The organism is Halarcobacter bivalviorum (assembly GCF_003346815.1).
Classification (GTDB): Bacteria; Campylobacterota; Campylobacteria; order Campylobacterales; family Arcobacteraceae; genus Halarcobacter; species Halarcobacter bivalviorum.
The window spans coordinates 1,199,762-1,224,558 of the sequence record NZ_CP031217.1 but is presented as its reverse complement, the minus strand read 5'-3'; the positions used below and the strand labels follow the sequence as shown (position 1 = coordinate 1,224,558).

At 25.5% G+C, this 24,797-nt stretch carries 25 protein-coding genes and 2 pseudogenes; 17 read left to right on the top strand and 10 right to left on the bottom strand.

All coding sequences use genetic code 11. The annotated features are described in order from the left end of the window. The first annotated feature begins 28 nt into the window (after nt 1-28). Nucleotides 29-766, top strand: coding sequence for an exonuclease domain-containing protein (locus ABIV_RS06195; protein ID WP_114839034.1), 738 nt, complete (start codon nt 29-31; stop codon nt 764-766). Nucleotides 767-845: 79 nt separating this feature from the next. Next, the gene (locus tag ABIV_RS06190; protein ID WP_228254344.1) at nt 846-2,186 is read left to right on the top strand and encodes a sodium-dependent transporter; all 1,341 of its coding nucleotides are present in this window, start codon (nt 846-848) and stop codon (nt 2,184-2,186) included. A 28-nt stretch (nt 2,187-2,214) separates the two neighbouring features. Here the strand turns inward: ABIV_RS06190 and ABIV_RS06185 are convergent, their stop codons facing one another. Together ABIV_RS06185 and ABIV_RS06180 are read right to left on the bottom strand one after the other, a co-directional pair. Further along, entirely contained in the window at nt 2,215-3,447 is a 1,233-nt protein-coding gene (locus tag ABIV_RS06185; protein ID WP_228254357.1) for a DEAD/DEAH box helicase, read from the bottom strand. A 58-nt stretch (nt 3,448-3,505) separates the two neighbouring features. Continuing rightward, the gene (locus ABIV_RS06180; RefSeq protein WP_114839031.1) at nt 3,506-3,829 is read right to left on the bottom strand and encodes a hypothetical protein; all 324 of its coding nucleotides are present in this window, start codon (nt 3,827-3,829) and stop codon (nt 3,506-3,508) included. A gap of 85 nt (nt 3,830-3,914) precedes the next feature. Between ABIV_RS06180 and ABIV_RS13750 the strand changes: the two genes are divergently transcribed. Further along, nucleotides 3,915-5,069 carry a murein transglycosylase domain-containing protein gene (locus ABIV_RS13750; RefSeq protein WP_114839030.1) on the top strand — a complete coding sequence of 385 codons (1,155 nt, stop codon included), beginning with the start codon at nt 3,915-3,917 and terminating at the stop codon, nt 5,067-5,069. Here the strand turns inward: ABIV_RS13750 and ABIV_RS06170 are convergent. Both ABIV_RS06170 and ABIV_RS06165 read right to left on the bottom strand, forming a co-directional pair. After that, nucleotides 5,066-6,127, bottom strand: coding sequence for a response regulator (locus tag ABIV_RS06170; protein WP_114839029.1), 1,062 nt, complete (start codon nt 6,125-6,127; stop codon nt 5,066-5,068). The two genes, ABIV_RS13750 and ABIV_RS06170, sit on opposite strands and share 4 nt — an antisense overlap. A gap of 78 nt (nt 6,128-6,205) precedes the next feature. Then, complete coding sequence (locus ABIV_RS06165) at nt 6,206-7,444, bottom strand: ComEC/Rec2 family competence protein (protein ID WP_114839028.1); 1,239 nt, start codon at nt 7,442-7,444, stop codon at nt 6,206-6,208. 164 nt (nt 7,445-7,608) lie between these two features. On the opposite strand from ABIV_RS06165, the pseudogene ABIV_RS13795 reads away from it, so the two are divergent. Continuing rightward, nucleotides 7,609-7,698 (top strand): annotated as a pseudogene (locus ABIV_RS13795) (DNA-invertase); the annotation flags it as partial. A gap of 770 nt (nt 7,699-8,468) precedes the next feature. On the opposite strand, the gene ABIV_RS06155 reads toward ABIV_RS13795, so the two are convergent. Continuing rightward, entirely contained in the window at nt 8,469-8,669 is a 201-nt protein-coding gene (locus ABIV_RS06155) for a hypothetical protein (protein WP_114839027.1), read from the bottom strand. After that, entirely contained in the window at nt 8,656-9,624 is a 969-nt protein-coding gene (locus ABIV_RS06150) for a fibrobacter succinogenes major paralogous domain-containing protein (RefSeq protein ID WP_114839026.1), read from the bottom strand. Before ABIV_RS06150 ends, ABIV_RS06155 begins: the two co-directional genes overlap by 14 nt. A 196-nt stretch (nt 9,625-9,820) precedes the next feature. Between ABIV_RS06150 and gspG the strand changes: the two genes are divergently transcribed. The 13 genes and pseudogenes from gspG to ABIV_RS06090 all read left to right on the top strand — a co-directional run bounded on the left by gspG (nt 9,821) and on the right by ABIV_RS06090 (nt 19,205). Next, on the top strand, nt 9,821-10,195 hold the full coding sequence (gene gspG, locus ABIV_RS06145) for a type II secretion system major pseudopilin GspG (protein WP_114839025.1): 375 nt from the start codon (nt 9,821-9,823) through the stop codon (nt 10,193-10,195). A 19-nt stretch (nt 10,196-10,214) separates the two neighbouring features. Next, nucleotides 10,215-10,742, top strand: coding sequence for a pilus assembly FimT family protein (locus ABIV_RS06140; RefSeq protein ID WP_114839024.1), 528 nt, complete (start codon nt 10,215-10,217; stop codon nt 10,740-10,742). Further along, on the top strand, nt 10,732-11,946 hold the full coding sequence (locus ABIV_RS06135) for a type II secretion system F family protein (RefSeq protein ID WP_114839023.1): 1,215 nt from the start codon (nt 10,732-10,734) through the stop codon (nt 11,944-11,946). The genes ABIV_RS06140 and ABIV_RS06135 overlap by 11 nt, the downstream gene beginning before the upstream one ends. Nucleotides 11,947-11,948: 2 nt before the next feature. Then, the gene (locus ABIV_RS06130; RefSeq protein WP_114839022.1) at nt 11,949-12,578 is read left to right on the top strand and encodes a hypothetical protein; all 630 of its coding nucleotides are present in this window, start codon (nt 11,949-11,951) and stop codon (nt 12,576-12,578) included. Then, complete coding sequence (locus tag ABIV_RS06125; protein ID WP_114839021.1) at nt 12,559-13,485, top strand: hypothetical protein; 927 nt, start codon at nt 12,559-12,561, stop codon at nt 13,483-13,485. The genes ABIV_RS06130 and ABIV_RS06125 overlap by 20 nt, the downstream gene beginning before the upstream one ends. Further along, nucleotides 13,482-13,877, top strand: a complete 396-nt coding sequence (locus ABIV_RS06120; RefSeq protein WP_114839020.1) for a hypothetical protein — start codon at nt 13,482-13,484, stop codon at nt 13,875-13,877. The genes ABIV_RS06125 and ABIV_RS06120 overlap by 4 nt, the downstream gene beginning before the upstream one ends. Then, entirely contained in the window at nt 13,877-14,395 is a 519-nt protein-coding gene (locus tag ABIV_RS06115) for a hypothetical protein (RefSeq protein WP_114839019.1), read from the top strand. Before ABIV_RS06120 ends, ABIV_RS06115 begins: the two co-directional genes overlap by 1 nt. Continuing rightward, nucleotides 14,379-14,825, top strand: a complete 447-nt coding sequence (locus tag ABIV_RS06110; protein WP_114839018.1) for a hypothetical protein — start codon at nt 14,379-14,381, stop codon at nt 14,823-14,825. The genes ABIV_RS06115 and ABIV_RS06110 overlap by 17 nt, the downstream gene beginning before the upstream one ends. Further along, on the top strand, nt 14,825-16,771 hold the full coding sequence (gspD, locus tag ABIV_RS06105) for a type II secretion system secretin GspD (protein ID WP_114839017.1): 1,947 nt from the start codon (nt 14,825-14,827) through the stop codon (nt 16,769-16,771). The genes ABIV_RS06110 and gspD overlap by 1 nt, the downstream gene beginning before the upstream one ends. Then, nucleotides 16,771-18,279, top strand: coding sequence for a GspE/PulE family protein (locus tag ABIV_RS06100; RefSeq protein ID WP_228254343.1), 1,509 nt, complete (start codon nt 16,771-16,773; stop codon nt 18,277-18,279). Before gspD ends, ABIV_RS06100 begins: the two co-directional genes overlap by 1 nt. Next, nucleotides 18,280-18,675, top strand: a complete 396-nt coding sequence (locus ABIV_RS06095; protein ID WP_114839016.1) for a type IV pilus modification PilV family protein — start codon at nt 18,280-18,282, stop codon at nt 18,673-18,675. 17 nt (nt 18,676-18,692) lie between these two features. Continuing rightward, a pseudogene (locus ABIV_RS13790) lies at nt 18,693-18,764 on the top strand (prepilin-type N-terminal cleavage/methylation domain-containing protein); the annotation flags it as partial. A gap of 18 nt (nt 18,765-18,782) precedes the next feature. Continuing rightward, entirely contained in the window at nt 18,783-19,205 is a 423-nt protein-coding gene (locus ABIV_RS06090; protein WP_228254342.1) for a hypothetical protein, read from the top strand. A 148-nt stretch (nt 19,206-19,353) separates the two neighbouring features. Here the strand turns inward: ABIV_RS06090 and ovoA are convergent, their stop codons facing one another. From ovoA to rraA, 4 genes are read right to left on the bottom strand one after another with little or no spacing between them, the layout of a single operon-like run. Beyond that, entirely contained in the window at nt 19,354-21,447 is a 2,094-nt protein-coding gene (gene ovoA / locus ABIV_RS06085; RefSeq protein ID WP_114839014.1) for a 5-histidylcysteine sulfoxide synthase, read from the bottom strand. A 10-nt stretch (nt 21,448-21,457) separates the two neighbouring features. Next, nucleotides 21,458-23,671 (bottom strand): tetratricopeptide repeat protein, encoded by a 2,214-nt coding sequence (locus tag ABIV_RS06080; protein WP_114839013.1) that lies wholly within the window; start codon nt 23,669-23,671, stop codon nt 21,458-21,460. Beyond that, the gene (locus ABIV_RS06075) at nt 23,672-24,235 is read right to left on the bottom strand and encodes a gamma-glutamylcyclotransferase (RefSeq protein ID WP_114839012.1); all 564 of its coding nucleotides are present in this window, start codon (nt 24,233-24,235) and stop codon (nt 23,672-23,674) included. It lies immediately after the preceding gene. Beyond that, nucleotides 24,235-24,714 (bottom strand): ribonuclease E activity regulator RraA, encoded by a 480-nt coding sequence (gene rraA / locus ABIV_RS06070; RefSeq protein ID WP_114839011.1) that lies wholly within the window; start codon nt 24,712-24,714, stop codon nt 24,235-24,237. Before rraA ends, ABIV_RS06075 begins: the two co-directional genes overlap by 1 nt. Nucleotides 24,715-24,797: the final 83 nt, after the last annotated feature.

Genomic DNA, 24,797 nt, shown 5'->3' with positions numbered 1-24,797 from the left:
GAGGAACAAAAAAGAAAAAGGAAACTACATGCCACATTACGTACTATTTGATACAGAAACAACAGGAAATCAAGAAGAAGATAGAGTAATTCAATTTGGTGCAATGATTGTTGATCAAACAGGAAAAGTTGAAGCTTATGATGAATTTTGTTATTCTGATGTTGAAATTAAACTTGAAGCTATGGAAGTTCATAATATTACACCTAATCTAATTGAAGGAAAGCCAAAAGCTACTGAAACTTCATTTTATAAAAGATTAGAAGAGTTAAACTCAAATGAAAATTTTCTTATAGCACATAATATCTCTTTTGATATGGGAATGATTGAAAAAGAGGGATTTATAAATAACTATCAACTAATTGATACTTTAAGATGTGCAAAACATCTATTTCCTGATATGCCATACCATAGATTACAATATTTAAGATATGCTCTTGAACTATATAAAGTTGAAGAGGCAGAAGCAGCTAAACATAATATTACAATCAAAGCACATGATGCTATTGGTGATGTGTTAGTAATGAAACTATTTCTTACAAAATTAGTAGGAAAATGTAGAGAGATTTATCCTGATTATAACCCTATTGAGAAGTTAGTAGATCTAACAAAAACTCCTGTTTTAATAAAATCTTTTAAATTTGGTAAATACAAAAATAAAGAGATTGCTAAAGTTGCACAAGAAGATCCAGGTTACTTAAATTGGATGAGAACAAATATGGATTTAGACGAAGATTTAAGATACACTTTAGACAAAGTTTTAAATTAAGCTAAAAATTATATAAAAGTTTCATAAAAATTTCATCTTAATTCACTATAATTATAACAAATATTTTTACACAAGGATTATGGTGACAAGATTTACTAGGATTGGTTTCATTCTAGCAGCTGCTGGTTCTGCTGTTGGACTGGGGAATATATGGAAATTTCCATATGTAACGGGTGAATATGGTGGTGGAGCTTTTGTTATAGTCTACCTATTAGCAATTTTATTCATTGGACTTACTGTATTTATTGCTGAAACAGTAATTGGGCAAAATGGACAAGCTGATGTTTCTACATCATTTGTAAACTTATCAAAATCAAAAAACAAAAATTGGAAGTTTGCTGGTTTTATGGTATTTACTGGTTTAATTATCCTTTCATTCTATTCTGTAGTATTAGGATGGATATTAAACTACGTATTTACATCTTTTGTAAGTTTACCAACAGAAGCAAAAGTAGCTGGTGCAAATTTCGAGAAACTTATCTCTAATGATATTGGGTCTTTAATTCTATATCATACTTTAATTGCAGGGTCAGTTATTTATATTGTACTTAAAGGAATTAAAGAAGGTATTGAAAAGATAAACCTTATCTTAATGCCTCTATTAGGTCTTATTCTTTTTGGTTTATTACTTTATGCTTTAACTCTTGATTCTTTTTCTCAAGCTATTTCATTTATGTTTTCACCGGATTGGAGTAAAATAAATGGAGATGCTCTTTTAGCTGCATTAGGACAAGCTTTCTTTACACTATCTTTAGGGGTAGGTACAATTTTAACTTATTCAGCTTCATTATCAAAAAAGACAAACTTTATTAAAACTTCTATCTCTGTTGCAGTAGTTGATACATCTATTGCTATTATAGCTGGATTAATCATTTTCTCTTTTCTTTTTGAAGCTGGTGCACCAAGTGCTGCTGGTCCAGGACTTGTATTTATCTCATTACCTGTTATTTTTTCAGGATGGGGTCTATTAGGACAAGTTATTGCAGTATCTTTCTTTGTTGCTTTAATTTTTGCTGGTATAACTTCTGCTGTATCAATGATTGAACCATCTTTAAGATTTTTCATTGAAAGATTTAATATTACAAGATCAAAAGCAACTTTAATCTCTGGTAGTACTTTTTATCTTTTAGGTATTGTTGCTTTATTATCAATGAGTAAATCATATGGAGCAGAACTTACTTTCTTTGGTAAAAATGCCTTTGATTTAATGGATTTCATGACTTCATCTATAATGATGCCTCTTGCAGCTATTTTAACTTGTATCTTCTTAGGATATTTTGTTGAGAAACAAAAACTTCAAGATGCTTTTACACAACATGTACCTTTAGCTGTATTTAACTTCTGGTATTTCTTAATTAAATTTATTGTTCCTATTGCAATTATAATTTTATTATTAAATAAACTTGGAGTTATTCAATAATAGTTTAGGATTTAATCCTAAACTATTATTATCTTCTGAAGCTTCTATTAGCGTCTCTTTTTGTAGTTTTCTTAGATTTAGCACCTGTTTTTTTAGGTTCAGTTGAAGGAGTTTTTCTTCCTTTTTTCTCACTAAGTTTTTTCTTCTTTTGTAATTTTTGTCTTGGTTGTCTATCTTTTAAAGGGAAATCTTCATGAATCTCTCTTTTAACATTTAATTTTAAATCTCTTTCAATCTTTGTAAAGTGATTATAATCTTCAACAGTTAAGATAGTAATAACCTCTCCTTTATTTCCAGCTCTTCCTGTTCTTCCTACTCTATGAGTAAAATCATCAGTTGTTTCTGGTAAAGAGTAATTTATTACAAGAGGTAATTTTTCTATATCAAGTCCTCTTCCTGCAATATCTGTTGCAATTAATACTTGAATTTTTTTATTTCTAAAATCTTTTATAGCTTGAATTCTTTGTTTATATTCAATCTCTCCATGAATAGGTGCAGATTTTACGCCATGGGCTGCAAAATGTTCTTGTGCAGCATTTGCTGCATCTTTTTTATTTACAAATAGAAGTATTTGTTTATCTTTAGATTCTTTAACTAATTTTGTAACTAGCTCTTTTTTCTTTTTTACATCTATCTTGTAAGCTTTATGGTCAATTAAACTTACAGTATCTCTTCTATCATGTACTTGTACTACAACAGGGTCTTTCATAAACTCTTTTGCAACTTTTCTGATATTTTGTGAAATTGTTGCTGAACACATTACAATCTGTTTATAAGGAGAACATAAAGAAAAAATCTCTTCAATTTCTTCTATAAAGCCCATTTCTAACATAGTATCTGCTTCATCTAAAACAAGATAGTTAACACTACTTAAATCAAGTATTTCATTCTCTACTAAATCTAATAATCTTCCTGGAGTAGCAACAATAATATCAATACCACCACTTATAATTTGCTCTTGTTTTGATTTACTTGTTCCACCCATGATTTTTGTATGTTTTAATTTTAAAAACTGACCATAATCATTTAATGACTTTGAAACTTGTTCTACAAGTTCTCTTGTAGGAACTAAGATTAAACCTCTTAAAACTCTATTTCTAAAGTTTAATTTTGCATTAACTTTATCTAATAAAGGTAAAACATATGAAGCTGTTTTACCCGTTCCTGATTTTGAAGCAGCAATTGTGTCTATTCCTTTTTGAATAATCGGAATAACTTTTCTTTGAACCTTTGTTGGAGTATCATAACCCTTTTGTTCAATAGCTGTATTAATTGCTTTATGAAAGTTAAATTCTAAAAACTTTTTGATAATTTATCCTTTAATATACTGTTGCTAATTCATCATCTAAATATAAATCAAGTGTTTTTACTAAAGTTTCATAAGGAGTATCTCCTTGTTTATTAAAAACAACCATCTCTTCACCATATTCATCTTTAATATAGTGCTCTTCTTTTATAACTTTTTTGTAAAGTTCTTTAATATCATCTGGTGAATCTAAATCATTATATAAAAACCAATAAGCTGTAGTAGCTTCATATCTGATTAGACCAAAAGTTTGTGCTTCATCTATATAATCTTGAATAGTTCCATTTTCAAACTTAGCACCAACTACCATATCATATTCATTTAAAATCATTTCCATTAATAAAATACCTTAAATCTTATATTTATGATGGAATAATACCTAGATTTTAATTAAAGCTAAAAAATTATAGAATTATGCCAATATGAAAAAATTATTATTGATACCTTTAGCTTTTTTATTTACGGGATGTAGTGTGCATGATGCCTATAGAATTACAAATGCTGCACTAAGCAAAGATCCTTCTGTTGCTTTAAAATCTTTAGCAAAATCACAAGCCATTTCTTACTCAACAAATCCAAAAAAATTAATTAGTGATTTAAAGTTTTTATCCTCTTTAATAGAAAATATTGATAAAGAATGGGGAGAAGGAAATAGAAAAATCCCTCAACCCAAAGAGTATGTAAAATATATGCAAAACTATAAAAGTAGAGCTTTTATTGATTTTGATAAAGGACTTGTAACAGTTGAAACAATTGATGAAAAAAATATAAATGAGAGTCTTAAAAATGCAATTGTAACTACTCTACTTTTACCTGAAGACCCTAGAGCTTTTGACCTGTTTGGAACAGCAGAAGTAAAATTAGGAAAAACCCCTTATTTATACAAAGAAATAAGAGATGACCAAAATAAAGATATTAGATATCAATGGAGAGCTACAAGATATGCAAATATTTTAATAGACTCAAAATTAAAAACAAAAACTATTAAAAATGAAAATAAGAGTTTAAAAGTTAGTTATGTAGAGATTCCAATGGTAAAAGACCACGCAAATATTAGAGTTGCAAAGGTTAAACCCTATGTAAAAAAATTTGCAAAAAAATATAATATAAGTGAAAATCTTGTTTATGCAATAATTAAAACAGAGAGTAATTTTAACCAATTTGCAGTAAGTCATGCAGGAGCAATAGGTTTAATGCAAATTGTTCCAAGTACAGCAGGAATTGATGCTTATAAACATACAAAAGGTAAAAACTGGAAACCTTCAAACTCTTATTTATTTGATGCTAAAAATAATATTGAACTAGGTGCTGCTTATATTGATATTTTAAACTCTAAATATTTAAATGGTATTTCAAATAGTGTTTCAAAAGAGTATTGTGTAATTAGTGCTTATAATACAGGTTCTGGAAATGTTTTAAAAACTTTCTCTTCTAATAGAACTCAAGCTATAAATAAAATCAATAGTAAACAACCTATTGAAGTTTTTAGAGAATTAAGGGAAAACCTTCCCTATGAAGAGACAAGAAACTACTTAAAAAAAGTAGTTTCAAATAAAAAGGAATTTATTAATATCTAAGCTCCACTTAACATAGTGGCTTGGAACTCCTCAAACCTACTCTCTTGTATTTTTAATTTCTCTTTTAACTCTTTATTCTGTTTTTTAAGTTCATAAAGTTCAAATAAAATCTTTTGTGCATTATTTACATTTTCATCAACTTGTTCTTGAAGTTTTACTGCTAATTCAGAGTAATACTCTTTTTCATTTTTTAATTTAGTATTTGTTTTTAGGTTTTCACTTTTTAATAAATATATGTGTTTTCGTAAAGATAAAACTTCATTTTCATATTTAGAGATTAAAGTTGAAAACTCAATGTATTTTTTAATTCTTCCATCATTAAAAAATATAGGAAGTATTGTTGAATGAGTATAATAGTTTGTACCTTGTTTTGTAAGTTTTTTGCTCAAACCTACCCAAGTTTTACCTTTTTTGAGCATTTCCATAATCTTTGTATCTGCCATTTCTGAACTTTTAAAAATTTGATTATCATTAAATTTCATTCCTATTAATTCATCAAGTCCAAATTCAGAGTTAATTAAAAAAGCATCATTTGCTGATGTAATTTTAAAGTCTAAATCCATTTCACAAATAATATTACAAGAGTCTAAAATAGCCATAAATTGTCTTAACTCATTGTTTTTGGCTGCTAACTCTTTTTTCTGTTGTTTTCTTTTCATTACTTCTGACATAATTTTAAGTGTAGTATTTAACTGAATAGGTTTTACAATATAGTTTGTAAGATTAAATTTTATGGCTCTTACTAAAATATTCATATCAGAAAAAGAAGTTGTAATTAAAATCGGAACATCCCAATCTAAACTTCTAATTTGAGTTAAAATCTCTATTGCTTTATAATTAGCAAAATCAACATCAGTTAAGATAATATCTATATTTGTTCTATTTTCTAAATAGACTCTAATAGCTTCATCTACTTCTTTTGCAACTAATACATTTTTAAAAAGAGCAGAAAATATTTCTGAAGTTTCAAATCTTATTTTGTCATTATTTTCAATAAATAAAATTGTTGCATTAGAAAGATAATTTTTATCAAATGAGCAAGTGTTCGCGTGTGACATAATTTGTGTCCTAGTTTTAAGTTTCTAAAAAATTATGATTTAAATATTATTTTTAATTTAATTTTAATTTATTTAAACTTAGAAAAACATTGTAACATTGAATATTATTAATAGAAAATTTAATAAAATAAAAGCTCTTTTATTAAAAATACTTATAAGACTAATCAGAATATAAAGAGTAAAAAAAGACAAAGAAGTTTCAAAGGAATAAACACTCATTTTATATTCTAAAAACATAGCTATATATTTATCTAAAAGAGTTGCAAAGTTAAAAAGATGCAAAATAAGTTCAAAGGGATAAAAGATAGTAAAAAAAATAGTTAAAAAAGGAGATAGTAGCTGTTCATATGAGGTATTTGGAAAAAAGAAATGAACAATTGGATTAAAAACAAAAAAAATCCAAAAGTTAAACAAAAAGATAGAAAAGACTTTAGGAAGAGTTTTAAAGTACTGTATATATAAAAAAATATAAAAGACTCCAATTATAGAGAACCATAAAGAGATTGAAAAAAGATATTTAGGAAAGAATGCGATTATCAATAAAAGAGTTATCAATAGAGTTTGAAAAGAAAATACCTTTATATTTGCTCTAAGATATGCAAAGGCTAATACAAACATAATAAAAGCACGAAAAAGAGATGCAACAAGATTTGTCAGTATTAAATAGTATAAAAGAATGAAAATTGTTAAAAGTAAAACATCTGCTTTTTTATTTCTATAAGGAAAATATCTTTGATGAAAAAAAGAGTAAGGATAATAAATTAAAGTAAACAGAATAGAAGATAAAATTCCTAAATGAAAACCAGAAATTGCTATTAAATGGCTAATTCCAAAATCTGTATATATTTGCCTATTCTCTTTTAAAATAGGAATTGCTAAAAATAGAGCATTAAATAGTTCTTGAATTTTCTCATCTTTATGGGAATTATTTATATAAGTAAAAATACTCTTTTTAAAACTATCTGTTTTTTCTATTTTTTCAATAAAAAGTGATTTTGTATAAAAGCCTTTTAAAAATTCATAAAAGCTTATTCCCTTTGAAACCACTGCAATGTTAATATAATCTAACTTTTGTAGCTTCTTTGATTTATCAACTGAAGTAAAGAGAGTTAATTTTTGATTTTGTAGTTTTAAAATATTGAAGTCATCTTTTTTATAGATATTTATAATCTCATATCTATCTAAATAGACCTCTTCTTTTATAAAGTCTTTATATTTAAAATACTCATAAAAGATATTAAAAATAAAAATTAAAAAAAGAGAGATAATAAAGTATATAAACTCTTTTTTTGAAGATATTAATTGTAAACTATCCATAAGGATAAGTTTACAATAATTTTATTTATTATTTAATCTTCTTCCAAATACTCATTTGAGAGATTGCATGTTGGTGTTTTTTTGCAGAATCTTTCTTTAAAAAAAGCTAAATGTGAAAGAATTTATGAAGATGAACAAAATGGAACAACCATGATTCTCCAGATCTTTTAAAAGCTCTTAAGATGATAAGAAAAAATGATACTTTAGTTGTATGGAAACTTAATAGATTAGAAAGAAGCACTAAAAAACTTTAAGAATTAGATATTACACCAAAAGATGTGGCGAAAGGTTTATGTCTATCTTTAGCCACACTTTATAGGTAGATTTCTGCTAATCAACTGAATCCAAAATTAATATAGGTTCTTCTAACTTGCCATCATAAGCATCAACTTATTCTTTTAGATTATATATCAAAGAATTTAACCCATCTCTTAAGTCATTAAAATCATAACTATATTCAGGAGATTAATTTTTAATAAAATAATCTAATTTTCAACTCTGTATTTAAAGAATTCTATTAAAATATCAAATATAAAGTTGTTGTATTCTTTAGAATCAGCTTCATTTTTTAGATTTATATTATCAGTAAAAGTAAATTTATGATCTTTGTGTTTTTCTAAATTTAGTTTCTTTAAATCTTCTAATTTTACTCCAAAATCGGCAAGTAATTCTTAAAAACTTCAAGGACGTCTCTTACTTTTAGGAAACCTATTAAAAATAGAATATACTACATAAAAGCATCTTCATGATTTAAACTATTAAGAGTTTTCATTACAGCATTTTTCAATGGTTCATTATCAATCAAATGAACTCATGTTTTTATATCTCCATAGACTAAATTACCTATTTGACGAGCTCTTTGTTTATCATAATCAAATAATCCTGCTTCTGCATAAAAAACTGCTCTTGCATTAGCTATGTCTTTATTTATCTATTTCTTCACAAAAGCTCCAAATCAGGGCATCTTATACTTATTTCCATTTGTTGCACTTTTAATTGTATTCACCATTCATAATCTTTAGGATCATTTTTTTAGATTAATTTCGGCTTTTATATTATCAAGATCATGAGCATATTGCATATGAAGAAAAACCAATTGATTTTTCCATTTAACTGATATTGGTTTTTCATAGCTTACACTAGAAGTTGACAAAATAATTGAACTCTCATAATATGCAGCTGATATTTTTAACTTATCTGTATTAAATGAGTTATTTATTTCCATAACTTTTTATACATCTAATTCCTCTTCCTGTTGCTCTTAGATCACCATTTCTTTGACTACCTGAGTATTCATCATAAACTAAACTTGTTCCATATTTTAAATTTGTATTATCTGGAGTTTGTGACCAAACACCACCTGAATCACCTTTATAATATACTTTATTTGCTGTATTGTATGATTTATAGCCATTTAATGGGAATTTTAAGACATTTATAAAATTTGTCATATCTTCTGCTTCTTTCATCAATTCACTCATTGTTGGTACTCTAAATCCTACTGGACATATATATGTTCCATCTATTTTGTTTAAAAGAGTAACTCTATTTTTCCCATCTGTGTCATTATTTGCCCAATCATAATAAGTATTAGAATTATCTGTTAATACAAAAGAACTACTTGTAGTAGTATACCTTAATAAAGATGAAGTCGTAGCACTTGAAACAATTTGATGTCCATCTGCGCCTCTTCCCCACTGGTAATAGTCCCCAAAACAATCTTTTTGAGAATTTTCATACTCTAAAGGTGATGGAACTGTATTTTGCTCTTGTTCACAAACTTTTGATGCACCTAAATTTCTATCTAGCCAAACATATTTTGTTATTGGAGAGGTAACTGTCTTATATGTAAATCCTTTATAAATAATATCTGGTTCAGTTGTTGAAACTGTACAATTTCCTGTTGCATTAACAATAAAGCCTTGACCTTTTGATATCTTTATTAGTGGATCAAATGTTCCTGGTGGAACTTCATTAACATTACGAACTGTAACTTTTCCATTATTTAATAAATCTTTATGATAAACATAATTTACACATTTATTTTCAAATATAGTAAAATCAGTTATTTCTTCAACTGCTCCAAGTATTTGTTCACCTGATGATATTTGATAATCAAATGCATTTAATGTAGTATTTAAAGCTACTCCCATACTTAATAAAATTAATTTCTTCTTCATTTATTTCCTTTTTTGAATAATTAAAAAATCTTAATATAAATAAACTTATACTTGAATAAAATATAATATTATATAATATTTTATTAAACTCAACATAGTACTATTATATAGGCGTTATGTAGTTTATTTATAAATTTTATAAATTTATAAAGATAAATCAGATATAATGTTTTTTATTTTTTATTAAGGAATTAATTTGAAGAATGCCTTCTCGCTTATGGAATTGATGGTTGTAATTATTATATTAGGATTACTGGCAGCTTTTGTTTTACCAAACTTGACTGGAAAAAGTGAGGAAGCAAAAGAAAAAATAGTATGTATACAGATGAAAAGCATCTCTCAAACTTTAAAACTTTATAAACTAGATAACTCAGCATACCCTACAACTCAAGTAGGATTAAAAATTTTAGTTGAGAAAAACTATTTTGAGGATGGAAACCTTCCTAAAGATACTTGGGGAAATGATTTTATTTATGTTCAAAATGAAGAGTCTTTTGACCTTATCTCAATGGGTATTGACAAAAAAGAGAGTACTGAAGATGATATATATTTTTCAAAATGTCTAAAATAGAGGAGTATGAGTAAAAAATATGAAAAAATCTTTTACTCTTATTGAACTTATGATTGTAATACTTCTTATCTCTTTGGTTTATGCTTTGAGTATTAGTTCTTTTAAAATGGAAAAGAAAAAAGAGTTTAATCTAGATATTTATAATATAAAAGATTTTTTAATAAAAAATTTTGAGTATACAAAAAATTTATCTTTTGTTTGTACAAAAGAGCAAAATCTTCCTTGTTATGTCTTTATAGATGAAAAGCTGGTAGAAAATTTAAAGATTGAAAACTTTTTTAGCCAAGAAGTTAGAGTATACAACTATGATAAACTTTTAAGTGATTATGAGTTTAAAACTGTATCTATAAACAATAGTGAGTATCAACCTTTTTTTGAATTAACTTTTAACAAAGATTTTAAACATAAAAATATGATAGTGGAAACTTCAAATTCAAAGATTTTTTTACTAAGTTCACTCTCAAACGAAGTTAAAGTTTTCAACTCGACAAATGAGATTTTAGATAGATTTAATGATTTAGAAATAGAGGTAAAAGATGCTTTTTAAGTATAGTGGTTTTGATACAAATGGAGTAAAAATAAAATCAAAAATTGAAGCATCAAGTTTAAAAGAGGTAAAGATAAAGCTAAAAGCAAAGGGTATTTTATATACTTCTTTGAAAGAGGACTCTATAGATTTTGGAAAAGTAAACTTTAAAAGAAAAAGAAAATTAAATCTATCTATTCTTTCATATTTAAGTAGAGATCTAAGTATCTATCTAAGTTCAGGAATTACTCTAATAGGTTCTATAAACTTACTTAAACAAAGATACAAAGAGGATAAAACATTATTTACTTTTTTTGAGACAGTTAAAACCTATTTAGATGAAGGAAAAAGATTTTATGATGCCTTAGAGTCTCAAAAGATTGTAAAGCTTCCAGAGTTTTATAAACAATCTATAAAAGTGAGTGAAAATGGAGGTTTGTTAGAATCTGTTTTGATGGAGTTGTCTATATTTTTAAAAGAGCAAGACAGAATCAAAAAACAAGTAAATTCAGCTATGGCTTATCCACTTTTTATATTTGCTGTTTCTATTTTAATGGTTGGATTTATGCTTAGTTTTATTGTACCTAAAATTACATCTATTTTTACACAATTTGATCAAGAACTTCCTACAAGTACAAAAGTAGTTATAGCCTTGGGGGATTTTTTTTTAAACAACTATCAGCTTTTACTTTTTTTTACTATTCTGTCAATTTTTATATTTATTTTATTATTAGCCAAAAGCAAGGGCTTTAAATATTTTATAGATAAATCAATATTAAAGGTGCCATTTTTTTCAAAGCTTAGTGAACAGAGTGAATTAGCTAGATTTTCATATATGAATTCAATACTTATAAAGTCAGGTATACCAATAGTGCAAGCTATAAACTTAAGTGCAAATATTTTAGAAAATTCAGTAATAAAAAAAGTTTTTGTAGAAGCATCTTTGAGTGTGGTTGAAGGTAAAAGACTTTCTTCTTTGTTAAGACAAAATAAAATATATAAAATAGATGAATCTTTTATACACTCAATAGCAATAGGTGAAGATACAAGTAGATTAAGTGAAATATTAAATAATCTTGCAAACTTATATAATGAATCAAATAAAGATAAAACTAATATGTTTTTATCTCTACTTGAACCAATATTTATGTTAATTGTTGGATCTATTATTGGTTTTATAGTTGTAGCTATGTTACTTCCGATATTTTCTATGAATTTAGGTTGATTATGAAAAATGGAATTGTATTATTAGTTACACTTTTTTTTATTATAGCTTTATCAGTATTAGTTATAAAAAATCTAGATGATACAGATAAATATCTTCAAAAGAATGAATATATTTCAAATAGCAATCAATTACTAATAAATATTAAGAATACACAAATAGAGGTCTCAAAACTCCTGAAAACAAAAAGTAGTAGTTTTGAAGATGATGATTTAAATGTAAGCTTACCTTTAGTAAGTAAAGACTTGAAAATATCTTTTTACCTACGTAAATATGACAAAGTTGATATTAATAGTATAAATATTAAAGATAATAACGAACTTCATAATCTTTTTGAAAACTATAATGTGTATAATTATGACTATTTTGTTGATATATATAAGCAAATTTTAAATGAAAAAAAAATATCAAAGATAACTAGTAGTGCTCAGTTGGATTATGTAATTGATAAGTTTAAAATAAAAACAGAAGATATTCAAATAAAAACCATCAATGATATGATTGGTTTTTTAGAAAACAAAGATTTGTTTGAGCTAAATATAGATGCAAAATATTTTGATACTAAATTAAAAGCATACTATATTTTAAGTAAAACTGGAGAGGTTAAGTATTTTGACATTAGTTTCATCTAATAAAAAAACAAAAAAACTATTTTTGACCACAAAAACAAAGTTAAGCAATGCAATTGATACAAAACTAGACATTATAGTTTCTCCTGAGTTTTATTGGGTAAGAAAATTTGAAATTCCTGTAAAAACTGAAGCACAAGCTAAAGATGTTTTACCTTCACTTTTTGAAGATATTACAAATGAGACTTCATCTTTGACTTATCAAGTTAAAAGGTTAGAGGAAAATCTTTTTTTATGTTTTGCTTTTAATAATAAAAAAATATATGAAGCTATAAAAAGTTCTGGAATATTGGTATCAAATATAGCTTCAATTTATTTTGCTCAAAATGAGTGTGTAGATTATAAATGTTTTAAAATTGATGGACTTTGTTTTGCTTATGTTAGCGATAATATTTTAGTAAAGATTCCTAATGTTTTAATTGATGAGTGCGTAGATTTTGTTGGTGTTATAGGAAATATAAAACTAAGCTCCATGAGGCTTCAAATAAAACTTTATAATGATTTGTTCAATACAAAACTTCTTTATACTTTTTATTTTATATTTGCTGTTTTGATTTTATTAAATATAGCTAGATATGTTGATTTTACTTTACAAATAGAACCTTTGGAAGATAAAATAGAGAATATAAAAAGGGTAAATGATTTTCCAAACTCTATGATACAAGCAAATTCTATTTTAAATGATTTTGAAAAGAAAATTAGAGTTGAAAAACAAAAAAGAGAAGCAATCTCTTATATACTTACAAACCAAAGATTAAGTTTAAAATCTTTTGATATGCAAAATGACGAAATAATTTTAGAGTATCAAACTTCAAATAAAAATGAAGTTCAGCTTTTTTTAAATAAAAATTTCAAAAATATTAAAATAACTACAGTTAAAAATCTAACAAAAGTAGTGGTGAAACTATGAATAGAATAAATCCTTTATATATATTAGTTTTACTTTTAACCCTTTTTTTAATCTCATTTAATATCTATTTGAATAAAAAAGATGAGTATTCAAAGCTTTTAAGTGAAAAAAGAGTTATAGAGATAAAAGCAAAAAATTTTAATCAATACAAAAATAATTGGTTTGACAATGGAAAAATTGAGAGAAAGATTGAGACCATTTTAAAATTAAAAGAGTTTGAGACAGAAAAAATATCAAAAATATTAAATAAAAAATCTGTAAAAATAGTTTTAGAGAGTAAAGACACAAGAAAGCTACAAAGTTTTTTAACAAAATTTTTAAATGAGAATTTAATTGTAAAATCATTACAACTTGAAAGAGATTCTATCGTCATTCAAATAGGAAAAATGTAATGAATTTTTTAGTTAAATTATTTTTAATATTTGTACTTTTTATTTTTTCCTTAATTGTTTTTTTACCAAAAGAACAGTTATTTTATCAATTTGAAAAACTACTTTTAAAAAAAGAGATAATAGTATCCAATGAATTATCAAAAGATAAGTTTTTTTATTTAGTCATAGAAAATCCAGATGTTTTTTACAAAAAAATTTTATCAACAAATATAGAAAAAGTACAATTCTATTCTTACTTATTATTTACAAAAGTAAATATTGAAAATATATTTGTTTCAAAATCATTTAGAGATTATTTACCAAAAAGTATTGAGAATTTAACTCTTTCACATTCTATTTTAGATTTTAAAAATATAAATATTAACTCATCTGGAAAGTTTGGAAGACTAAGTGGATCTTATAATATATTTAATAAAAAAATCAAACTAGAACTAAAACCATCAAATAGTGTTGATTTGTCATTTTTAAGAAGGTTTAAAGAAAAAGAGGGAAGGTACATATTTGAACAAAGCTTCTAATATAATCATAACAAAGTTTTTAATATATATCTATACCATATTAGTTGCATATATTTTAAGTGTAAGTGTATCATTTTTTTTACCTAAAAACTCTATAGAGTTTCAAGAGAGTTCTGCTATAAAAATAGACTATGATAGGTATATGGGATTTTATTCTACAAAGACAATTAATATAAATAATAGAAAGCAAATTATCAATCAAACATTGAATAAATATGAACTAAAAGCTATTTACTCAACTACAAATCATAGTGGTTGGGCTATTGTTCAAAATAAAACAACAAAAGAGAGCTCAATTCTTACACAATTTTCAAAACTTGATAACTATAAATTAATAAGATTATACAAAGATAATATTGTATTTGAACTAAGTGGAAAAGAATATAACCTTCAAATACAAGATCTAAAAATAAAGCTCGGAGATAAATAATGAAACAAATTAAAATAATATTTTTAATGATACTATTAAATTTTTTTGCCTATGGAAATGAAGAGAAAATAAATATAAATTTTAAAGATTTAGAAATTATTGATTTAGTGAAAATTACTTCAAAAGTTATTAACAAAAATATTTTATTAACAGATGAAATAAATGGTAATGTTGATTTCATTTCAAACAAACCTTTAAATAAAAATGAGTTGGTAAAAATCCTAATTTATGTATTAGAAAATAAAGGTTACACTCTCATAAATAATGGAAGTATTCTTAGAATAGTAAAACTTAATGAAAGTGCAAAAAATAATGTTCCTGTAACTACTTCAAACTTAAAAACAAACTATAATCAAATAATAACAGAAGTTTTTAAAGTAAATAATGCAAATGTTGATTATATAGCATCAAGAATAAGACATCTCATTTCAAAAGAAGCAAAACTTGTTACAAATAAAGAATCAAATACTATTGTGCTTACAGATTTCCAAGACAATATCAAAACAGTAAAAAAAATATTAAATATAATGACGGTTGGAGCAAAAAAAACAATGCTTACAATTAAACTTACAAATATGATCGTAACTGATACAAAGAAAAATTTAGATGAAATAAAAAAAGCAATCTTTGATGAAAAGATTGAAACAGAAAAGGTTGAAATAATAGCAAATAAAGAAAATAATTCTTTAGTACTTATTGGAAACAAAAAGAATACAAACTATTTAAAAGATTATATTAAAAACTTAGATAGAAATGACTCATTAAGAAAAAGAATAGTAAATGTTTATGCACTAAAAAATATAGAGGCTAAAAATGTAATTAAAATTGTAGATGATATAGTTGGTAAAAAAACATATCTTGATCCAAATGATAAACCTCTTGCTTCAATAGATGAAGAAACAAATTCAATTATTCTTATGGGACCTTCAAATGAACTCAAATTTATTAAAATACTTTTAACACAACTTGACAGAGATAAAGCTCAAGTATATGTTCAAGCTAAAATTATTGAATTAAGTGATAGTTTATTGGATGAAATTGGCATAAAATATGGAATTTTTGGAGGGAAAACTAATAATTCTGGAATAGGAACCTTTGCATCCTCATTAAATGGAGGAAATGCTTTTGCATTTGAGTATTCTGATATTGGATTAGAGATACCAGATTTAACATCAGGGTTAGCTTTAGGTGCATCAATATCTTTATTAAATCAAGATGGAGCATTAGATATTGTATCTGAACCATCTATTTTAGCTTTAAATAATAAAGAAAGTTCTATATATGTTGGAGAAACTATTTCTATAAAAACTTCAAGTACAACAACAGATGGTGGAAACACTAATGATAATTACCAAAGAGAAGATGTAGGTTTGACATTAAAAGTCAAGCCTAGAGTTTCAAATGATAATAAAGTTATGCTTGATATTAATACAATATTAGAAGATGTAAAAACAACTCAAACAAATAGTGGAAACGCTGATACATCTAAAAAAGAGATTAAAACAACTGCTATTGTAAATAATGGAGAAAGTGTAATTTTAGGTGGACTTATTCAAGATAAAGATGAATCTACTATTAGTAAAATTCCAATTTTAGGAGATATTCCAATTCTTGGAAATATTTTTAAACACAAAAAGATGAATACCTCAAAAAAAAGTTTAGTTGTTATTGTAACACCATATATAATTCCTAAATCAAAGGATTTAACTTATATTAGAAATCAATTGGCAGAGTTAAAAATACTTGAAGGAAAGTATTTAAGACAATCTCTTATAAGGCTTAAAGAAAAACAGTTAAAACAAAAAGAAAATGATAAAGAATATAAAAAGAAAGTAGACAAACTTGATAAAGAGTTAAACTCAAGTAAAGAAGAGAAAATAAAGAACTTTAATCAACAAACTTCAATACAAAAATATGATTTAATGATGAAAAAACTAGGGTATTAATGATGAATATTACTGAGATACATAATATTAATCTTTTACCATATGATCAAATAGAAAGATATGATATTGCACTTAAGAATTATGTCTTATTTACTAAAATTGATGAAAAAATTATTATAGCTTTAAGTTCTGAAAATTTAAGTTCATCATTTGATTATCTTTCAAAGTATGATTATGAGTATGAAATAATTTATTTAGATGAAATTTCTTATGAAAAGCTTTATACTAAGTTCTTAGAACTTAAAACTGATAAAGAAATGAGTGCAATTCAACAAGAACAAGAGAGTGCAACATTAGATGATGAAGAGTTTTCAGTTAGTGAGTTTTTAAAAGTTGGAAATGATATATTAACCTCTGAAGAATCTGCTCCAATTATAAAATTTGTAAATTCACTTTTTTATCAAGCCATTAAGAAAAAAGCATCAGATATTCATATTGAGATGCATGAATATAAAGCAGAAATTAGATATAGAGTTAATGGGGTTTTAGTAAAGCATATTGAACTTGATAAAAATATTATGTTTTTAGTTATTTCAAGAATTAAAGTTATCTCAAATTTGGATATTAGTGAAAAAAGAATACCTCAAGATGGACGTACGCAGATTAAAATTTCTGGAAGAACTTTAGATATTAGGGTTTCAATATTACCTACTTTTTATGGGGAAAGAGTTGTAATGAGAATCTTAATGCAAAGTGATGATCTGCTTAGTATCAATGAGTTAGGTTTTCCTTCTTATATAACTGATGAACTTGAAAAAGTTGTTAAAAATTCTTATGGAATGGTTCTGGTAACTGGTCCAACAGGAAGTGGTAAATCTACAACATTACACTCTCTTTTACACCAAGTTGTAAATGAAGAGAAAAATATTATAACAATAGAGGATCCAGTAGAATATAAATCAAATGAGTTTTCACAAATACAAGTTAATAACAAGGTTGGACTTACTTTTGCTTCTGGTCTTAGATCTATTTTAAGGCAAGATCCTGATATAGTAATGCTTGGTGAGATTAGAGATAGAGAAACAGCTTCAATTGCAGTTCAAGCAGCATTAACCGGACACTTACTCTTTTCAACTCTACATACAAATAGAGCAACAGCAGCTGTGACAAGACTTATTGATATGGGGGTGGAGAAGTTTCTAATCTCTTCTGCACTCTTAGCAGTCCTTGCTCAAAGATTAGTTAGAAAGCTTTGTAATAAATGTAAAGAAGAAGACCATTCTCATGCTTCTCATGAACTTTTTAGATTAGATGATGGTAATGTTATTTATAAAAGTGTAGGATGTAAAGCTTGTAATTTTACAGGTTATGCGGGAAGGATTGCATTAGGTGAATTGTTTGTAATTACTGATGATATAAAAGAGTATTTAAAAGGAGAGATTGATGATAACTCTTTGCTTAAACTTGCTATTGAAAATAAAATGATCCCTTTACAAGAACAGTTAAGAATGATGCTTAAAAATGGTGACACATCAGTTGATGAGGCAGTAAGAATAGGTATAAAATAAATGAAATCATCTTTTTCCTTAATAGAAGTTATTATAGCTACAGTATTGTTATCTGTAGTGATTTTATCTTTATACCAAGTAAAAAACAATAATATTTTTATTTTACAAAAAGGGATAGAAAATAAAAAAAATAAAGAGTATCTACAGCTTGTATACGATACACAAAGCTATTCAAAAAGAGATAAAAATATATACTTAGATAAGTTTTATAATATAAAGGATGATGAGTTAAGACGTGAGTTTAAAGAAATAAAAATAAAAATAAAAGATAAAATTTTAGAATCAACTCAAGCTCAAACAAAAAGTTTCAAATTAAATATTAAAAACTATACAACTTTATATACTATAGAAAACAAAACTTCAAAAGATATTTATAGATTTGAGTTAGAATTTTGATAAATGGTAACGAAATCATGTTTAAAGCTAAAAAGGCATTTACTCTTTTAGAAGTAGTTATATCTATCACCATATTTATAATTTTGTTAATTTTTTTATATAGAGCTTTGGATGACACAAAATTAGGAAATAGGAAGTTTGAGAAATATCTGCAAGAGTATGATAACTCAAACTATTTATATAAGATATTTAGTAAAGATATAGCTCAATCTATAAGTGATGTAAAAATTACTCAAGATTTAAATGGTAACTCTATAATCATATTTGAATCAACAAATAACTATTATAATCCTTTTTATAAAAATATAGCCTACATTATCTCTTCAAATAATAATTTAATGAGAATAGAAAGCGAAGATAAATTTGAAAAAGCAAATGGCTCAACTGAATTTTATAATAAGTGTTATATTACAAAATTACTTGAAAATGTAGATAAGTTCTTAATATTGAAAAAAGAGGATAAAATTGTTTTTATAGTAAATCAAAAAAATAAGGATAGAATTTACTATCCAACTTATAAAATAAAATGATTCTTTTTTTTTGAAATTTACTTTGAAAAAATTATACTAATCAATGAGAACTTGCATTACACAAGAATCATAAATTTAGAAGAACTCTTTTTTTGAAGATATTAATTGTAAACTATCCATAAGGATAAGTTTACAATAATTTTATTTATTATTTAATCTTCTTCCAAATACTCATTTGAGAGATTGTATGTTGGTGTTTTCTAGCTGTCTCTTTTATCACAAATGGTACATCAATAGTTTGAACAAGTTCAAATCTATCTTTTAAGTTCTGTTTTAAAGTATCTAAAGTTTTTATCTCTTTATTGTCTTTTAAGAAGCCTCCTAACCAATTTTGCTTTGGAGTATACTCTTCTAACCAAGTATATGGAGATAAAAGAACAAGAAGTCCATCTTTATTTACTCTATTCGGAATATCATCTAAAAACTTTTGAGGATAATATAATCTATCTATTAAGTTTGAACAAAAAATTAAGTCATAATCAATATAGATATCTTTTAAATTACAAGCATCCCCTTGCATAAAAGTAACTTTATCTTTTATCTCTTTTAAATCAAAATCATTTAAAGAGATAGTTTTTTCTTCATAAAGTTCACCCTCTGTTGCAACTTTATAGGTTAAGGTGTCATATTTTTTAAGTTTTACTCCAACATTAATAAAGTTAGCACTAAAATCTATTCCTACTACTTCATCAAAATATCTAGCTAACTCAAAAGAGCTTCTTCCTACAGAACATCCTAAATCTAACGCTTTGGTAGTATTAATTGTCTCAAAATATGGTTTTAATAATTCAACACTTGCTTTAGGAAAGTTTCTTATCCCAAAATTCTCTTCTCCATAATGAAATTCACAATATTGAGAGATTTGTTCATCTGTTTCATATACATTATCATTTAGTTCAGTTCTGTAATCATTTGAACTTTGAACATATCTAAAACCTGCATGTTGAAAGAAATGTTTTCTAAAAGCATATCTTGCACTTCTTAAAATCTCATTTCCTAAAGAGATAAAAGAACCACCTTTTATAAGAGCATGTCTATCATCAAAAGTTGGAGTTGTAAAATCATCATATACAGGATGAGTTTTAAAACCATCAAAAGGGTATGTAGGAGTTATACTCCATTGCCAAACATTTCCAACAACATCATAAAAATCATCCATCTTATACTTATCAACTGGTGTTTGATTAAAATATTTAAAACCTATATTTGCCTCTTTTTCTTGAGCTTTTACATAATCATTTAATCTATAATATTCATCTTCACTTGGAAGTCTTACTTCAAAGCCAAGTTTTTCACTTTTATATTTACAAAAAGCTTCAGCTTCATAAACATTTATATCAACTGGAAAATTTAAAGGTAAAGGAACTACTCTATTTATCTCTCTTAAATAGTATCTCCCCTCTTTTTTAAGCCAAAAAGTTGGATGTTTCGCCTTTGAGAACTCTAACCACTCTTTTCCATCTTTAGAGAAGTATTCAGGTTTTAAATAACCATTGTCTTTTACAAACTCTAAAAACTCTCCATTTGATACTAAATATTTTGAAGCTTTAAAATCTTTTATATAAGCTTTATGAAAAGCAAATTCATTATCCCAACCATAAAAAATTGGCTTATCATAATCCTTTTCTAAAATTACTTCTCCACCTTTTACTTCTACTAATTCATTTGTAGGAAAAGTATCTGAAAACTCATTGCAATAAGTAAAGTCTTCTCTTTCATTTAAATATTTTATATTTAATTCTCTAAGTAATACAGAAGAGGTCTCAATATGAATATTTTCATGTTCAATTCCCATTAAAATAATCCACATAGGACTATCCCAATTTATTGGAAGAGTAAACTCCATAGTATCTATTAAATTTAAAACTATCTCTTTTACTTCATCTCTATAGGTTTTAGTCTCTTCATAAGTTGGCCAAGAATAGTTTTCACTATTTAAATCATCCCAACTCATTTCATCTACACCAATAGCAAAGATAGATTCAAAAGTTTTATTTACTCTTTTATTTATAATATTTGCAATATTTAGTTTATTGATAAAAAATGTTGCTGTGTGTCCATAATAGAAAATTAAAGGGTGTCTTAATCTGTTTGGTTGTTTATAAAGATGTTTTTTATCTTCTAATAAATCAAATAGTTTTTCATCTAGTTCATAGGTTTGAAGAAAATATTTTTTTATCTCTTCTCTTTTTTCCTCTACCGTTCCCTCACTTAAATTTATTGTCTCTTTAATATAGTCCATTGCTTTCCTTTTATAGTTCATCCAAATAATTAATAGTCGATATTTTATTAGCTTTTTTAAACTCTTTGTATAGATTTAATAGTTGTTTTAACTCATTTTCATCTATTTTAGTTAAATGATTTTCCAATCTAATTACTATATCTGTAAACTCCATATTGAGTAAAGATTTACAAACAATATTTTCTAAAAACAACATTCCTAATCTTTTTATAGAGTTTGTTGAATCTAAAATAGAAATAGCATCTGAAGTTAGTATTAACACTTCATTTAATAACTTTTCATCTAATTCATTTTCAAAAAGTTGCTTATATAAAATATTTAAAGCTTGGTTATGTTGAACAACAGGTAACTCATCTCTATCCCCAACCGATTGTTTTAATTGATAACCTACTTTTCCATAACTTATTGATTTTTTTATATTATCAAGATTTTGTTTAGTACTTGTTAGATAGATAAATCTATATGCAATTGCCATATTTACAAAAGTTGCACCATATTCAAAAGCACCTAATGTTGGAATACTTAAACATTTTTTGTAGTGTTCAATTGCTTTTTCATAATCACAATTCCACTCATCATAATTTGCTTTTATATTGTAATAGTGCCATAACCAAATAGGTTCATTATCAAAATTATGGGAATTAATTAAAAGATAAAGTTGCTCTAAAGAAGATACTCCTTCTTCCTTTAACTGCTCTTTTCTTTGACTTACAATAATCCAAGCTTTTCTTTGTAAATATCTAACTTCTAAAGCTGTAGGTTTTTCTTTTCTTGTAAACTCTATATTATTTGGTAAAGTAGAATATGCCTCTTCAAAGCGTCCCATTCTTTCAAATAAAGAAGAGATAATTACTGAATATTTACTTGGATTTATTTCAAATAGATATTTTGCTAATAAAATAGCTTGTTCAAAATAACCATTTCTTTCAAATAGAGCTAATAATTTATCTAAACTATTAATAGAAAGTTTTCTATATAAAGACTCTTTTGTTTGCTCAAAGTTTTCTAAATCCCTTGGATCAAACATTTGTCCTGCAATATCAAACCAATAATTATCAATTAGTTTATATTGTTGTTTCTTTTCTACAGTAGCAATAAATTTCTCTAAAATATTTAAAACTCTTTTTTCATCAAGTACAATATTTTTTACATAATTATATAAAATCAATAAAGAGATAGGATTTTCAAAATACTCTATACACTCTTCTATATGATTTCTTAAGAAATAAGATAATCTTCTTTGTTCATCATCTAAATTTTTAAAAAAGAAGTTTTTTGTAAAGTAGATTCTTGAAGAGTCTTCTTGAACTAAAAACTTAAAATCATCAAAACTTCTATTTATAAAATTTTGAAATCCAAATACTAATTGATTTGATTTTTCTGCTTCTTCAAATAAGTTTTTACCGCAATACTCAAAAAGCTCTAAAGAGATATATACCTTTTGGGTATCAAACTTTTTTGTAGAACATAATTGAAGTAAAGAGTTTAATCTCTCCTCTTTTGAAGAGAATAAAAAGTCTATATTTTTATTTGGGATAATTTTTAAATCTCTTATTATCTCAATATTTTTAACCGAAGAAGAGAGTAATCTTTTTTGAATCACCTTTACTTCATCATTTCTTACATGAATATTTATTTCATTGAAGTTTTTAAGTAGAGCTTTTAATAAAACACTATTTGCCCAATGCTCTTTAGGTAAGATTTCAAGATTATATAAATCAATTTGTGTTTTTTTATCATATTGAGAAAAAGCTAGATTTAATCTTTTTTGTTTTTTTATATCTTTATTTAACCATGAAGACAAGATATTTTTAAACTCACTTCTTTCTGCTTCTAAAATAGAGGGCATTAAAAAAAGTCCAAATAAAAAAATCAAAACAAAAATTAAAGAGATAGAGTCAGGTAGTTGCCAATCAAAAGGCATTTCAAAGATGATTTTTTTAGATAAATCCTCAAAAATTGAAACAGAAAGAAAAGCAAACATAATCACAATAATTGAAAAAATTGAGATAAAAGAAGAGGAGATTCTTTTTTTAAGAAAATATGAAAATGAGTTTCCACATAAAGAACTTAACTCCTCTTCAAATTTATCAAAACTATCCTCTTCACATAAACATATATCAATACAGTTATTTTCTTTAACTATAATTTTATCACTACTTGAAACTCTTTGTGTTTTATAAAGAGTTGAAGAGTAAATGGTACACTTTGTACTATAGTTCATCTATTTTCTAATACCCTCTTTTGCTAATTTATTTTGTAAAGCATCGGCAAACTTATATACTCCCTCTTTTAATTCGAAAGGAAAGTTTTCTAAACACTCTTTTTTATAACTTTCTACAAACTCTTCATCATAATTTTCAAAAGCAGAAGTCAAAATTTCAATATATTTTGCAGGGATATAAGTATTTTCATCCCCTATTTTTGCTAATTTATCAGTTTTTGTAGTCATAAAAGCTACAGCATTTTCTTCTAAAAAAGCACCCTCTATGTTTTCAGCTTTTATCTCTATTTGTGAATAGTTTTTTTCTCGTTGTTTTAAAACCTCAAACTCTTCAGTTGAAAGTTTGATAACAACTCCGGTAGTTGTACTATTTTTATCTTCTTGTAGATTTAAAAATACCCCATTTACTTCTTTATTATCAAAAGTAATATACTCAATTGAATTCCAAACTTTTTTATATCCTTTTACTCTTACAGGAATTAAGTCTTTATAACTTAACTCTCTTTGAAAAGATTTTTGAGCACTGCTTAAGTTAATTAAAGAACCAAAACCAAAAAGATACATTATACAAGTTTCTCTTTAGTAAGAATGATACCGTCTACATCGGCATAAACATAATCCCCATCATTAAACTGTACACCACAAAATGATAATTCAAGGTTTCTTTCAGCTTCCGTTACTGGAATATATTTTCTTGGACAAGTTCCCCTTGCAAATAATCCTACTGGAATATCTTTTATTTGTTCAGTATCTCTTACATAACCATTTACAATAATTGCTTCATAATTATTTGCATGGGCAAATTTCATTAAGTTTTCTCCAACTACTGCAAAATACTCATTTTCTACATCAACTACAACAATTTTTCCAGTACCATTTTCATCTCTTAAAATTTTAATTAATTCACTGTTATTTCTATCTAATTTTACTGTTACAACAACTCCAGAAGCTTTTTGTTTTGCTCCATAGTTTTTAAACTCATTATCTAAAACATAAACCTTATCTGGATGTTCATCACAAATATCAGCAGTATAAAAACTCATTCTTTTCCTTTTATTATTTTCTTTTTACTAATTATCTCTAAATAGCTTTAAGGTACTCTTATTTTAATTAAAATAGGAATTAA